Annotated in this window: 17 protein-coding genes; 4 read left to right on the top strand and 13 right to left on the bottom strand. The window is 62.6% G+C overall.

Annotated elements, in window-relative coordinates; translation table 11 throughout:
• Nucleotide 1: 1 nt before the first annotated feature.
• From MRY17_RS08300 to MRY17_RS08285, 4 genes are all read left to right on the top strand, one after another.
• Entirely contained in the window at nucleotides 2–877 is an 876-nt protein-coding gene (locus MRY17_RS08300; protein ID WP_181284641.1) for an urea transporter, read from the top strand.
• Nucleotides 878–908: 31 nt separating this feature from the next.
• The gene (locus MRY17_RS08295; RefSeq protein ID WP_124357697.1) at nucleotides 909–1,733 is read left to right on the top strand and encodes an ion transporter; all 825 of its coding nucleotides are present in this window, start codon (nucleotides 909–911) and stop codon (nucleotides 1,731–1,733) included.
• A gap of 96 nt (nucleotides 1,734–1,829) precedes the next feature.
• On the top strand, nucleotides 1,830–2,834 hold the full coding sequence (locus tag MRY17_RS08290) for a sulfate ABC transporter substrate-binding protein (RefSeq protein ID WP_181284640.1): 1,005 nt from the start codon (nucleotides 1,830–1,832) through the stop codon (nucleotides 2,832–2,834).
• A 308-nt stretch (nucleotides 2,835–3,142) separates the two neighbouring features.
• Nucleotides 3,143–4,339 carry an MFS transporter gene (locus tag MRY17_RS08285; RefSeq protein ID WP_243353564.1) on the top strand — a complete coding sequence of 399 codons (1,197 nt, stop codon included), beginning with the start codon at nucleotides 3,143–3,145 and terminating at the stop codon, nucleotides 4,337–4,339.
• On the opposite strand, the gene MRY17_RS08280 is transcribed toward MRY17_RS08285, so the two are convergent.
• The 13 genes from MRY17_RS08280 to ccmA all read right to left on the bottom strand — a co-directional run bounded on the left by MRY17_RS08280 (nucleotide 4,336) and on the right by ccmA (nucleotide 13,334).
• Entirely contained in the window at nucleotides 4,336–4,740 is a 405-nt protein-coding gene (locus MRY17_RS08280) for a type II toxin-antitoxin system HicB family antitoxin (RefSeq protein ID WP_181284638.1), read from the bottom strand. The two genes, MRY17_RS08285 and MRY17_RS08280, sit on opposite strands and share 4 nt — an antisense overlap.
• A gap of 11 nt (nucleotides 4,741–4,751) precedes the next feature.
• Nucleotides 4,752–4,940 carry a type II toxin-antitoxin system HicA family toxin gene (locus MRY17_RS08275; RefSeq protein WP_181284637.1) on the bottom strand — a complete coding sequence of 63 codons (189 nt, stop codon included), beginning with the start codon at nucleotides 4,938–4,940 and terminating at the stop codon, nucleotides 4,752–4,754.
• 125 nt (nucleotides 4,941–5,065) lie between these two features.
• Nucleotides 5,066–5,632 carry a phosphonate metabolism protein/1,5-bisphosphokinase (PRPP-forming) PhnN gene (gene phnN, locus MRY17_RS08270; protein WP_191955156.1) on the bottom strand — a complete coding sequence of 189 codons (567 nt, stop codon included), beginning with the start codon at nucleotides 5,630–5,632 and terminating at the stop codon, nucleotides 5,066–5,068.
• A gap of 356 nt (nucleotides 5,633–5,988) precedes the next feature.
• Entirely contained in the window at nucleotides 5,989–6,384 is a 396-nt protein-coding gene (locus MRY17_RS08265) for a hypothetical protein (RefSeq protein ID WP_181284635.1), read from the bottom strand.
• A 15-nt stretch (nucleotides 6,385–6,399) separates the two neighbouring features.
• Nucleotides 6,400–7,584, bottom strand: a complete 1,185-nt coding sequence (gene ccmI / locus MRY17_RS08260) for a c-type cytochrome biogenesis protein CcmI (protein WP_181284634.1) — start codon at nucleotides 7,582–7,584, stop codon at nucleotides 6,400–6,402.
• Nucleotides 7,577–8,050, bottom strand: coding sequence for a cytochrome c-type biogenesis protein (locus MRY17_RS08255; protein ID WP_243353563.1), 474 nt, complete (start codon nucleotides 8,048–8,050; stop codon nucleotides 7,577–7,579). The genes ccmI and MRY17_RS08255 overlap by 8 nt, the downstream gene beginning before the upstream one ends.
• Nucleotides 8,047–8,583: a DsbE family thiol:disulfide interchange protein gene (locus tag MRY17_RS08250; RefSeq protein ID WP_124422940.1), complete on the bottom strand. Its 537-nt coding sequence runs from the start codon at nucleotides 8,581–8,583 to the stop codon at nucleotides 8,047–8,049. Before MRY17_RS08250 ends, MRY17_RS08255 begins: the two co-directional genes overlap by 4 nt.
• Entirely contained in the window at nucleotides 8,580–10,565 is a 1,986-nt protein-coding gene (locus MRY17_RS08245) for a heme lyase CcmF/NrfE family subunit (RefSeq protein WP_181284632.1), read from the bottom strand. The genes MRY17_RS08250 and MRY17_RS08245 overlap by 4 nt, the downstream gene beginning before the upstream one ends.
• A 3-nt stretch (nucleotides 10,566–10,568) precedes the next feature.
• Nucleotides 10,569–11,024 carry a cytochrome c maturation protein CcmE gene (ccmE, locus tag MRY17_RS08240; RefSeq protein ID WP_181284631.1) on the bottom strand — a complete coding sequence of 152 codons (456 nt, stop codon included), beginning with the start codon at nucleotides 11,022–11,024 and terminating at the stop codon, nucleotides 10,569–10,571.
• Nucleotides 11,021–11,197, bottom strand: a complete 177-nt coding sequence (ccmD, locus tag MRY17_RS08235) for a heme exporter protein CcmD (RefSeq protein WP_181284630.1) — start codon at nucleotides 11,195–11,197, stop codon at nucleotides 11,021–11,023. Before ccmD ends, ccmE begins: the two co-directional genes overlap by 4 nt.
• The gene (locus tag MRY17_RS08230; RefSeq protein WP_181284629.1) at nucleotides 11,194–11,949 is read right to left on the bottom strand and encodes a heme ABC transporter permease; all 756 of its coding nucleotides are present in this window, start codon (nucleotides 11,947–11,949) and stop codon (nucleotides 11,194–11,196) included. The genes ccmD and MRY17_RS08230 overlap by 4 nt, the downstream gene beginning before the upstream one ends.
• Before the next feature lie 84 nt (nucleotides 11,950–12,033).
• Nucleotides 12,034–12,702 (bottom strand): heme exporter protein CcmB, encoded by a 669-nt coding sequence (ccmB, locus tag MRY17_RS08225; RefSeq protein WP_181284628.1) that lies wholly within the window; start codon nucleotides 12,700–12,702, stop codon nucleotides 12,034–12,036.
• Nucleotides 12,699–13,334: a cytochrome c biogenesis heme-transporting ATPase CcmA gene (gene ccmA, locus MRY17_RS08220; RefSeq protein WP_243353562.1), complete on the bottom strand. Its 636-nt coding sequence runs from the start codon at nucleotides 13,332–13,334 to the stop codon at nucleotides 12,699–12,701. The genes ccmB and ccmA overlap by 4 nt, the downstream gene beginning before the upstream one ends.
• Nucleotides 13,335–13,367 lie beyond the last annotated feature (33 nt).

Below are 13,367 nucleotides of genomic sequence, written 5' to 3'. Positions count from 1 at the left end.
AATGCACAATCCAACCTGCCCCGACTGGGCTGAAGCCTTGCTCAACGGCTTCAGCCAAATCTTTCTCCAGCGCCATCCGCTGTGCGGCCTGTTGTGCCTGCTGGCGATCCTGATCGGCGCGCCGGCGTTGCTCGGCGGCGCATTGCTGGGCGGCGTCGCGGGCCTGCTCACGGCCCAGCGCCGCGGCTACCCCAAGGTTGAACGCCAGGCCGGGCTGTACAGCTATAACGGCGTATTGCTGGGCGTGTTGATCAGCCAGCACTTCGCCTGGTCGGCCCTGGTCCCGCCACTGATCCTGGCCTGTGGCGGCGTGAGCGCGATGCTGCTGCGGCAGTGGTTGAAATACGCCGCCCAACCTCAGGATCTGCCCGCCTACACCGCACCCTTTGTCGGCCTGGGCTGGTTATTGCTGGGCGCCCTGGCGCCCGCCACCTTGGCCCTGAGCGAGCCCGAGCCCCTGACGCTACTCGCTGCACCGTTCACCGGCCTGGCGCAAGTCATGCTGCTGGACCAGCCCCTGGCCGGCGCCTTGATCGCCCTTGGTCTGCTGCTGGCTGACCGGCGCGCCGCCATGTGGGCACTGACCGGTGCCATCGCCGGCGTGCTGATCGCCTTGCTGCTGGGCGAAACCCGCGGCGCCCTGCTCGGCCTGCACAGCTACAACCCGGCGCTGGCCGCCCTGGCGCTGAGCCAGGCACGTCGCCAACCCTGGTTGCCGCTGATCGGCATCGTGCTGGCTATCGTGCTGACACCCGGCTTCGCCTCGCTGCACCTGCCGACGCTGACCGCGCCATTCATTCTGACCTGCTGGCTGGTGCGCGCCAGCCAGCGCGTGCTGCGCAAACCGCGCATGGACAGGCCCTTCGAATCCCCCTAGGCTTTGCCGATATTCAATTCGAGCGGGATTTATGGACAGCAACAACGACTGGCGCCAGCGGCTCTACGTGATGGTTTTCCAAAGCGACACCGTCGCCGGGCGGCGCTTTGACGGCATCCTGTTGTTGATCATCCTCGCCAGCCTGGTGATCGTGATGCTCGACAGCATCGACGAAATCCACCAGAACTATGCCGACGTGCTCGCCTATATCGAGTGGGGCTTTACCCTCATTTTCCTGATTGAGTACGGCCTGCGCCTGTACTGCTCGCCCAAGCCATTGCGCTACGCCTTCAGCTTTTATGGCCTGGTGGATCTGCTCGCGATCGTGCCCGGCATCCTGGCGCTGTATTACAGCGACGCGCAGTACCTGCTCATTATCCGCATCATCCGCATGCTGCGGATTTTCCGCGTGCTCAAGCTCAGCCCGTACCTCAAGCAGGCCAACTACCTGATGGCGGCCCTGCGCGGCAGCAAGCAGAAGATCGTGGTGTTCCTGGTCAGCGTGTGCACCCTGGTGACGGTGTTCGGTACCTTGATGTACGTGATCGAGGGCCCGGAACACGGGTTTACCAGCATTCCCAAGGGCATCTACTGGGCGATCGTGACACTCACCACCGTGGGCTTTGGCGATATCGTGCCCAAGACGCCCCTGGGCCAGGTGATTTCCTCGCTGGTGATGATCACCGGCTACTCGATTATCGCCGTACCCACCGGGATATTCACCGCCGAGCTGGCCAGTGCCATGCGCGGTGAACAGCTGCAGACCGACTGCCCGGCGTGCAAGAAGAACAGCCACGAGCCGAATGCAGCGTTTTGCTCACGCTGTGGCAGCAACCTGTTTAAGAAAGTGGAATAAGCAAAGTCTTTTTTAATCTTTAAGCGACTCTGCGGCCCCGGCTATAGTCGCTGGCATTGTGCCTCACCCCTACTCTCGAACAACAAGGAATGAGCAGTGAAAAACATCCTCAGCGCCTCTTTACTGGCCGCCGGCCTGGCCCTGGCCGGCGCCGTCCAGGCGGCTCCGGTTACCCTGCTCAACGTCTCCTACGACGTGATGCGTGATTTCTACAAGGACTACAACGCCGCCTTTCAGAAGCACTGGGACGCCGAGCACCCGAATGACAAGCTCACCCTGCAGATGTCCTTCGGCGGTTCCAGCAAACAAGCACGCTCGGTGATCGACGGCCTGCCGGCGGACGTGATCACCATGAACATGGCCACCGACATCAACGCCCTGGCCGACAACGGCAAGCTCGTACCGGACAACTGGGTGACCCGCCTGCCGAACAACAGTGCGCCGTTCACCTCGGCCACCGTGTTTATCGTGCGCAAGGGCAACCCCAAAGCCCTGAAAGATTGGCCGGATCTGCTCAAGGACGGCGTGCAAGTGATCGTGCCCAACCCGAAGACCTCGGGTAACGGCCGCTACACCTACCTGTCGGCCTGGGGCTATGTGCTGAAGAACGGCGGCGATGAAGAAAAGGCCAAGGCTTTTGTCGGCAAGCTGTTTAAACAAGCGCCGGTACTCGACACCGGTGGGCGTGCCGCCACCACCACTTTCATGACCAACCAGATCGGCGACGTGCTGGTGACCTTTGAAAACGAAGCGGAAATGATCGCCCGTGAATTCGGCCGCGATCAGTTCGAAGTGATCTATCCAAGCGTGTCCGCCGAAGCCGAGCCGCCGGTATCGGTGGTGGACAAAGTGGTCGAGAAAAAAGGCACCCGCGTGGCCGCCGAAGACTATCTGAAGTACCTGTGGTCGCCGCAAGGTCAGGAAATCGCCGCCAACAACTACCTGCGCCCGCGCGACCCGACCGTGCTGGCCAAGTACACCGATCGTTTCCCGAAAGTCGACTTCCTGTCGGTGGAGAAGACCTTTGGCGACTGGCGCACCGTGCAGAAAACCCACTTCAACGATGGCGGGGTGTTTGACCAGATTTATACCGGCCAATAAACGTTCCGGCTGAATAAACACAGTCAGAACTGTGGGAGGGGGCAAGCCCTAATGCCAGTCAGTTAAGTGAACGAAATGCTTAAAGCAGCGAAGATCAAATGTGGGAGGGGGCTTGCCCCCGATAGCTGTGGGTCAACCAACATCAGTGTTTGCTGGGCCGACGTCATCGGGGGCAAGCCCCCTCCCACATTGGTTTGGCATTGAATCATTGTTTTGCGGCATGACAATTATCACCACAAGCGGCCTACTCACTACCGGCCGATGTCTCTACTCTCTCCTCCATCGTCCTTCGCCCGTATGAGAACCCCATGAATGCTACCCCTCACGCTACCGGCACCATGACCCGAGGCATGGTCATGCTGTTTGCGTTTTGCTGCGGCGCCATCGTCGCCAACATCTACTATGCGCAGCCGATCATCGAACTGATCGCGCCGGACATCGGCCTCACCCCGGCCATGGCCAGCCTCATTGTGTCGCTGACGCAGATCGGCTACGCCTTGGGGCTGTTTTTTCTGGTGCCGCTGGGCGACCTGCTGGAAAACCGCAGGCTAATGATCATCACCACCGTGCTGGCCATCGCCAGCTTGCTTGGCGCCGCGTTCACGGAGCAGCCCAACCTGTTCTTGCTGGTGTCGCTGCTGATCGGCTTCAGCTCGGTGTCGGTGCAGATCCTGATCCCGTTGGCCGCACACCTGGCGCCTGCCGAGTCCCGTGGCCGGGTGGTCGGCAGCATCATGGGCGGCCTGCTGCTGGGCATTCTGCTGGCGCGGCCGGTGTCCAGCGTGGTGGCGGACCACTTCGGCTGGCGGGCGATGTTCATGGCGGCAGCGGCGCTGATGGCGTTTATCAGTGTGGTGTTGATGCTGACCATTCCCAAGCGCCAACCGACGCACAGCGCCAGTTACGGCCAGTTGCTGGGTTCGCTGGGTACCTTGCTGCGTGAGCAGCCGGTATTGCGCCAGCGTGCGTTTTATCAAGGTTGCATGTTTGCCGCGTTCAGCCTGTTCTGGACCGCAGCCCCACTGGAACTGGCGCGTAACCATGGCCTGAGCCAGAGCGAAATCGCGCTGTTCGCCCTGGTCGGCGCTCTGGGAGCCATTGCGGCGCCCATCGCCGGGCGGCTGGCCGATGCCGGCCACACCCACCGCGCCTCGTTGCTGGCGATGCTGCTGGGGGCGCTGAGTTTCCTGCCGGCCTTCGTGCACCCGCTGTACAGCGTGATCGGCCTGGCGGTGACCGGCGTCGTGCTGGACTTCTGCGTACAGATGAACATGGTCCTCGGCCAGCGTGCCGTCTACGCCCTCGACGCTCACAGCCGCAGCCGCCTGAACGCGCTGTACATGACCAGCATTTTCATCGGCGGCGCCTTCGGCTCGGCGATTGCCAGCAGCGTGTACGAACACGGCGGTTGGCTGGGCGTGATGCTGGTAGGCAGTGCGTTCCCGCTGGTGGCATTGTTGCGCTTCCTCAGCGCGTCGCGGCAGGCAGCGGTCGCAACCGCTTAAGAACGCACCAACTTCTCCAAAGCCGCATCCGCCAGAAATGACGAGCGGCTTTTGACGTTGTGTTCACGCACGTAACGGTCAATGCGCTGGATCACATAACCAGGCAAGGTCACATTGACCTTCTCGGTCTTGCCCAGATAAGGCGAGACATCCAGCTCCAACATGCCCCAGCCCATACCGGCGTAGTCTTCATGGGCGTGATGAGTGGCAACCGAGGTTGGCATCGGAATCACTCCGCCCTCTGCGGCAATCTCCTGCAGCAGGATGTGCGCAACCTCAACGGCGGCGTTGTAGGCCTCTTCGAAGCTGTCCCCGGCGGTGACGGCACCCGGAATGTCGGGGATCTGAATACCGGTGGCGGTAAAGTCATCGCCCCATTCGATACAGATTGGGTATTGCATGCATGCTCTCCTTAAAACTGAAACAGCCCGGCGCGTTTCCTGATGCTTCTGACGGTGCCCACAGGCAGATCCTTCTTCGGATGAGGCACCGGTATCGTGTACGGGTTATAGCGGTGGGTGAAAAGGTGATGGCTGCCGGTGACCCGATCCAGCACCCTGCCCGCTTCCAGCGATTCCTTGATCAATAGCCTGCTTTGCACCGCTGCCTCCTTGGCTCGGACCCAATAAAAATAACCCTAGAGTTATATTTACTCAAGCACAGAATGCCCAGGTCTGACTGACGGTTGTTTTACCGGATATTGGTGAGAGCGGCCCAGCATCGGGCTCAAGCCGAGGGCGCGTGGTCCAGGCAACACAGCAAACGCGCGACGGTGTGTTGCAGCGGGCCGGAGTTATCCAGCACAAACAACCGCTCGCCATTGGCAGCGATCAGCGCTTCGGTGAACCGCGCGTTGCGCGCCAGGCGTTCATCGATATCCGTCAGGGATTCACGCCCGCGCGCAACCAGGCGCTGGCGCAGTACGGCTGGATCGACTGTCAGCAGCAGCACCGTCAACGTCGGGTAACGCTCACGGGTTTGCGCCAGATGCGCGCGGGAGCCATTGACCAGCACGTCCTCCCCGGCCGCCAGCCACTCGTCAATGTCCTTGGGAATGCCGTAGGACAACCCATTGGCCTGCCAACTGAGGGCAAACGCGCCCTGCGCCTGCATCGCCGCAAACTGCACCGGGCTCACGCCTTGCGCCGCTTCACCCACCGCCTCCGCCGAGCGCGTGATCACGCGGCGCACAATGCGACAACCGCGCTCGGCCAACCGGGGGCGTGCGGCATCCAGCAGGCTGTCCTTGCCCGAACCCGATGGCCCGATGAGATAGATCAACCTGCCTGCCATCACACCACTCTCTTTGCTTGTTTTCGCACGGGTTGGCCCATGTGCCGGTTTGTCCGGTATCACAGAGTATATCCAGCGATTGCCAGGCAACCAGGCCGGCGGTGGTCACCTTACCGGGAAAGCGTGAGCCATGACAGACGTGGAGGGCTGCGCTGCTTTCCTCGTCTCATTTCAGACGGCGCAGCTTGAGCCAAACAAGATCGTTCCCATGCTCTGCGTGGGAATGCCGCTCTGGACGCTCTGCGTCCTGCTTTTTGCGCACTGGTGACGCGGTGTGTCACGGGATGCATTCCCACGCGCGTGGGAACGATCAATTTCAAGGCCAATAAAAAAGGCGACCCGAAGGTCGCCTTGCGTCATTGCGTGTACTGCTTGCTCAACCCTGGCGGCACGCCCTGCACGTTGGTCTCTTCCCATGGCCCGTTGGGGCTGATGGAGCGGCTCCAGCCGTTGCTCCAACGGTAGTAGGTGCGCTGGCGGTAGAAGGTATCGGGCTGGTCGTCGAGGACGTACACCTGCATCTTGCCGTCCCAGTGGCTGGCCGCGCCTGGGGGTGGGGCGAAGGTCGGCGATTTGCTCGGCAGCGGTTTTGGCGGCGGGGTCACCGGGCCGGAGGGTTTGCTGCCGGGCTGGGTCGACGGGCCCGACGGCGGGATGGTCGGGCCGGTGGGACCGGGAGGTGGCCGGTGGACCGCACAGGCGCTCAGGCCCAATACGAGGCTGAGCAGGGTCATACGTGCAAATGCGGTCATGGGCGTTTCCTTAAATTACTGGTCCGGACTGTCAATGGTCAGCTGCTGCAGCGCAGTGGCGGTGCTGGCCAAGGGTTGGCTGCGGCCGATCCACTCGCCAGCGGTTGGAACACCTGCCCGGGATATGCGCGCAACCAGTTGGACTTCAGGGAAGTTGGACAGTTTCAACTGCGGCATCATCGCGTCGGCATCGCCCAGTTCCACGCTGACCGGCAGTTCGGCAACGGTGACCCGCTTGGCCGCGAGCGGTGCAGGCGGACCGCCGACGGCGCGGGCGAAGATGAACACGCTGTCGCCTGGCAGGGCCTTGGCTTTCACCTCGGCGGACAAGTCCACGCGGACTTTCAGCACCGCCTTTTGCGCGACAGTACCACCGCTCTCCCGGAGTTTTTCCGCAGCGCGATCAATACCGCCTTGCAGTGCAACGCGGGAATTGTCTTCGGGTGGCAGTTGCGCCAGCAGACGGTTCCAGTAGTCGATAGCCTCCTGGTAGCGCTGGCCTTCAAAGGCAGCGATACCGAGCAGGCCGAGGCTGGTGACTTCCTTTGGATCGAGCTTCAAGGCTTCGTCGGTCAGCGCCTGAACCTTGGGCGACCACTGTTTGTTGTCGGCAAAATACTGCGCCTGGGCCCACTGCCCGAGCAGTTCGGGCTGACGACCGGCCAAGGCAACGCTGCGTTCAAACACCCTGGCGGCGTCGGCGGAGCGATCCTGGGCCATATAGGCGCGCCCTAGAAAGTACAGGCCTTCAGCCGAATCCGGCTGGGCCGCCGCGGCGCGTTCCAGGCGTTGCGTCATGTCGGCCATCGACACCGGCGGCTGGGAGAATTCACGCGTCAGCTCGACCTTGTCACTCGCCCCGTAATGCAGGTACAGCGCAACGCCCAGCACCGGGACAAGAAACGCCGCCAACAATGGCAGAGGCTTGCCCAGGCGTGATTCGCGCGGCCTGTCCACGCCTTCGGTATCGGCCAGCAACTCACGCGCAGCTTCGGCGCGGCCGGTATCGAGTTGCGCAGCATTCAATACGCCTTCGTCCCGCTGCACTTGCAGTTCGGCGACGCGCTCTTGATACAGCGCCACGTTCAGCGCGGTGCGGTCCTCTTCACGTTGGGCACGACGGCCACGCAACACAGGGATCAACAGGAAACTCAGGGCAATCAACAGCAGCAGCCCGGCTGCAAGCCAGAAATCAATCATCAGTCTTGGTGTCCAGCAATTGGTCGAGACGTTTACGCTCTTCGGGGGACAGCGCGTCGCTGCCCTCGGCAGGCGCGGCGCGGCGGCGGCTCACGATGACGGCCATGACCACTATGCCGGTCAGCAGCAGCCCGGCGGGGCCGAACCAGAGCAGCGCAGTCTTGCCGGTAAGGGCCGGTTTGTAGCGCACGAAATCACCGTAGCGGTCGACCATGAAGTCGATGATCTGCTGGTTGTCCTTGCCCTCCCCCAGCATGCGGAAGATTTCCTTGCGCAGGTCGGCGGCGATGGGCGCGTTGGAGTCGGCGATGTCCTGGTTCTGGCATTTGGGGCAGCGCAGTTCCTTGGTCAGTTCGCGAAAACGCTCGCGGTCACCGTCGTTGGCGAATTCATAGGTGTCGATGGCGGCGTGAGCAATTCCAGCCAATCCCAGTACCAATACAGCAGCGGCTAACAGGCGCTTCATGGTTTGGCCTCGTCGACCAGCGCCTGGTACTTGGCGGCGAGTTGTTCACGCCAGACCACTTCGTCGATCACGCCGACGTACTTGTCGCGGATCACGCCTTCAGCGTCGATAAAGAAGGTTTCCGGAGCGCCATAGACGCCGAGATTCAGGCCGAGGTTGCCGTCTGCATCACGGATATCCAACTGGTACGGGTTGTGAAACTCAGCCAGCCACTTCAAGGCCGCTGCATTGTCGTCCTTGTAGTTGATGCCGTAGATCACCACGCCCTTCTCGGCAAGTTTGTTCAACACCGGGTGTTCGACGCGGCAGGAGATGCACCAGGTGCCCCACACGTTGACCAGCGCCGGCTTGCCCAGCAGGTCGGCGCGGGTCAACTGCCTGTCGCCCTGTACGTTGGGCAACGAGAATGCCGGGAACGGCTTGCCGATCATGGCCGACGGCAACTCGGCCGGGTCCAGGTACAGGCCGCGATAGAGGAACACCGCCACCACCAGGAACGCCGCCAACGGCAACACCATCAACCAGCGCTTCATACCGCCGCTCCCATGCCGAGGGCTTCACGCACCCGGCTCTTGACCTTGACCCGATACCGCCGGTCCAGCGCTGCGAGCAAACCACCCATCCCGGTCAGCAAACCGCCGAACCAGATCCAGCGCACGAACGGTTTCACATGCACGCGCACCGCCCAGGCGCCGTCGCCCAGGGGTTCACCTAGCGCCACATACAGGTCGCGGGTGAATCCGGCATCGATACCCGCCTCGGTCATCATCGAACTCTGCACGGTGTACAAGCGCTTTTCCGGGTGCAGCACAGCGATTTCCTTACCATTGCGCACCACGCGTACGGTGCCTTTGTCTGACGTGAAATTCGGCCCTTCAAAGTGTCTGGCGCCGTCAAAAATGAACTGATAACCGCCCAGGTCCATGGACTCCCCGGGCGCCAGGCGCAGGTCGCGCTCGGCGCTGTTCTGGCTCGACAGCACCACGCCCAGGGCGCAGACGGCGATGCCGAGGTGGGCGATCTGCATACCCCAGTAGCTGCGGGTCAAGGTCGGCAGGCCTTTGATCAGGCCCTTGTGGCGGGTCTTGTCGGCGATATCGCGCACGCCGGCCAGCAACACCCAGGCTGCGAGCAGGAACGTGGCGAGCACCGCCCAGTTGAAGTCGCCGTAGGCAACCCCGGCGATCACGGCCAGGGCCACACTGCCCAGCAGTACCGGCATCAGCATGCCGGCCAGCCATTTCACCGGAGTGTCTTTCCAGCGCACCAGCACGCCGACCGCCATCACCACCATCAGCAAACCCATCAACGGAATGAACAAGGCGTTGAAGTACGGCGGGCCGACGGACAGCTTGGCGCCGCTCAAGGCATCCAGCACCAGGGGGTACAGGGTGCCAAGCAGGATCATTGACGCGGCCACCACCAGCACCAGATTGTTACCCAGCAGCAAGGTTTCCCGCGACCACAGGTTAAAGCCGACCTGGCTCTTGACCACCGGAGCGCGCAGGGCGAACAGGGTCAGCGAACCGCCGACCACAAACAGCAGGAAGATCAGGATGAATACGCCGCGCGCAGGGTCGGAAGCAAATGCGTGCACCGACGTCAGCACGCCCGAACGCACGAGGAAGGTGCCGAGCAGGCTGAGGGAAAATGCTGCGATGGCCAGCAACACGGTCCAGCTCTTGAACACACCGCGTTTTTCGGTGACGGCCAGCGAATGAATCAAGGCGGTGCCGACCAGCCAGGGCATGAAAGAAGCGTTTTCCACCGGGTCCCAGAACCACCAGCCGCCCCAGCCGAGTTCGTAGTAGGCCCACCACGAGCCAAGCGTGATGCCAATGCCGAGGAAGGCCCAGGCAACGATGGTCCATGGCCGCGACCAGCGCGCCCAGGCCGCATCGAGACGACCGCCGAGCAAGGCGGCGATGGCGAAGGCAAAGGCCACGGAGAAGCCGACGTAGCCCATGTAGAGCATCGGCGGGTGCACGATCAGGCCGATGTCTTGCAGCAGTGGGTTGAGGTCATGCCCGTCCATGGGAATCTGCGGCAGGATGCGGCTGAACGGGTTGGAGGTCATGATCAGGAACAGCAAAAAACCGATGCTGATCATGCCCATCACCGCCAGCACCCGCGCCAGCATGACCTGCGGCAACTGCCGGGAGAACACCGACACAGCGAACGTCCAGCCGCCGAGGATCAGCGCCCACAGCAGCAGCGAACCTTCGTGGGCGCCCCACACGGCGCTGAATTTGTAGTACCAGGGCAGCGCGCTGTTGGAGTTATTGGCGACATAGGCGACGGAAAAGTCGTCGGTCATGAACGCGTAGGTCAGGCAAGCGAAGGCGAACAGCAGGAACGCGAACTGCCCCCAGGCAGCCGGCCGGGCCAGACTCATCCACAGGCGGTCGCCGCGCCAGGCGCCGAGCAACGGCACCACGGCCTGGACGACGGCAAAGCACAGGGCGAGGATCATCGCCAACTGGCCGAGTTCCGGAATAAACAAAGCGGCGCTCATGACTCAGCCCTCCTTGGCAGGGGTTGGGGCGGATTGGCCGCTGTCCTTGAGGGCTTTGGTCACCTCCGGCGGCATGTATTTTTCATCGTGCTTGGCCAGCACTTCATCGGCCACCACCACGCCACTGGCGTTGAGCTTGCCCAGGGCGACGATGCCCTGGCCTTCGCGGAACAGGTCCGGGAGGATGCCACGGTAGGTGATGGTCACGGCTTTGTTGAAGTCGGTGACGACGAAGCTCACGTCCAGGGAATCTGCCGAACGCTTCAAGGAGCCCTTCTCCACCATGCCGCCGGCGCGTATGCGCGTATCGACCGGCGCTTCGCCATTGGCGATCTGGGTCGGGGTGTAGAACAGGTTGATGTTCTGCTGCAGGGCACTCAAGGCCAGACCCACGGCAATGCCGACGCCGGCCAGGATGGCGAGGATGATCAACAGACGCTTTCTGCGCAACGGATTCACTTTTCGGTCTCCCGGCGCAGACGGCGCGCCTCTTGTTGCAGGTAACGCTTGCGCGCCAGGAGCGGCGCGGCGACGTTGAGGGCCAGCACCGCCAGGCAGATGCCATAGGCCGTCCAGACATACAGGCCGTGGTGGCCCATGGCGAGAAAATCGCTTAATGAAGCAAAACTCATGCGCGCGCTCCCAGGCTGGCTTGAACTTCGGCCTTGACCCAGCTGGTGCGAGCCTCACGCTTGAGCACTTCAAGGCGCATGCGCATCAGCAGCACGGCGCCGAAGAAGCAGTAGAAGCCCAGCACCATCAGCAGCAGCGGCGCCCACATCTCCACCGGCATTGCCGGTTTTTCGGTGAGGGTGAAGGTGGCGCCCTGATGCAGGGTGTTCCACCACTGCACCGAATATTTGATGATCGGGATGTTGATCACGCCGACAATCGCCAGCACCGCGCAGGCCTTGGCGGCGCTGTCGCGGTTGCTGATCGCATTGCCCAGGGCGATCAGACCAAAGTACAGGAACAGCAGGATCAACATCGAAGTGAGCCGCGCATCCCACACCCACCACGAACCCCAGGTGGGCTTGCCCCAGATCGCGCCGGTGACCAGTGCCACGGCGGTCATCCATGCACCGATGGGCGCCGCGCATTGCAGGGCGACGTCGGCAAGTTTCATCTTCCACACCAGACCGACAATGCCGCACACCGCCAGCATCACGTAGCACGATTGCGCCAGCATGGCGGCGGGCACATGGATATAGATGATGCGAAAGCTGTTGCCTTGCTGGTAGTCCGGCGGCGCGAAGGCCAGGCCCCAGACCAGGCCGATGCCGATCAGCAATACGGCGGCGACGCTCAACCACGGCAGCAGCTTGCCGCTGATGCCATAGAACCATTTGGGCGAGCCGAGCTTGTGAAACCAGGTCCAGTTCATTGCTGTTTCTCACGGTTGCCTCTTGTCGTGGCAAGAAGCGTAGGGTCTTTACTGGCCAAGCGTGTCACGCCTGGCCAGACCTCATTATTCGCCGACGCTGATCTTCAGGCCGGCCGCTATGGCAAAGGGTGTCAGGGTTACCGCCAGGGCGGCCAGGCTGCCAAGCCACAGGAGGTAACCGGTCGCCGGCATCCCCATCAGCGCGGCCTGCAACGCGCCGCTGCCGAGGATCAGAACCGGGATGTACAAAGGCAGAATCAGCAGGGCCAGTAACAGGCCGCCGCGCTTCAAACCGACGGTCAACGCTGCGCCCACCGCCCCCAACAGGCTGAGCACCGGCGTACCGAGCAACAAGGACAGGAGCAACACCGGCAAGCACTCGACGGGCAGGCCCAGCATCAGCGCCAGCAGCGGCGAAAGCAAGACCAGCGCGAGGCCGGAAAAAGCCCAGTGTGCCAGCACCTTGGCCAGTACCAGAAGTGGCAAAGGGTGCGACGAAAGGACCCACTGTTCCAGGGAGCCGTCTTCGAAATCACTGCGAAACAGCCCGTCCAGCGAGAGCAGCACGGATAAAAGCGCCGCGACCCACACCAGTCCCGGGGACAAGGTTTGCAACAGTTTAGTCTCGGGACCGACCGCCAGGGGGAACAAGGCGATCACGATGGCAAAGAACACCAGCGGGTTGGCCAGTTCTGCCGGGCGACGACACAACAGGCGTGCTTCGCGGGCGAGCAACAGGGCGAATACGCTCATGCCGACCACCGTCCCAGATCCAGCTCATGGTAACCGGCGGGCAAGCGCGTCAGGCTGTGGTGGGTGGTGAGCAGCACCGCGCCGCCCTGCTCGCAATGCCGCGCCAAGTGCTCTTCAAGTTGGGCGACGCCTTGTTTATCCAGCGCGGTGAAGGGTTCGTCGAGAATCCACAGCGGCGGGCCCGGCAGGTACAAACGCGCAAGGGCCACACGGCGCTGCTGGCCGGCGGACAGGGTGTGACAGGGAACGTCTTCGAACCCCTTGAGGCCCACGGCGGCCAGGGCCTGCCAGATGGCGTCGCGGCTGGCGCGGTGATGCAGGGCGCTGAGCCAACTGAGGTTTTCTTCGGCGGTGAGCACGTCCTTGATACCGGCGGCATGGCCGATCCATATGAGATTGCGCGCCAGTTCCGTGCGTTGCTCGCCGAGGGGCTTGCCGTTGAGGCGCACCGCTCCGGCCGTTGGCTGCATCAACCCGGCCAGCAGGCGCAACAAACTGGTCTTGCCGCTTCCGTTGGGGCCGCTGACCTGCACCATGTCGCCGCCCGTCAGGCGCAGGTCGAGGTGCTCGAAGAGCAGGCGCAGGTCGCGTTCACAGGAGAGCGCTACGGCTTCAAGAAGAGGGCTGGTCAAAAGATCGCGGGCCTTTACGGTTCAAGTCGGCGG

Origin of the sequence: Pseudomonas orientalis, from assembly GCF_022807995.1 — a bacterium.
Classification (GTDB): Bacteria; Pseudomonadota; Gammaproteobacteria; order Pseudomonadales; family Pseudomonadaceae; genus Aquipseudomonas; species Aquipseudomonas orientalis_B.
This window is presented reverse-complemented; position numbering and strand designations above follow the sequence as displayed.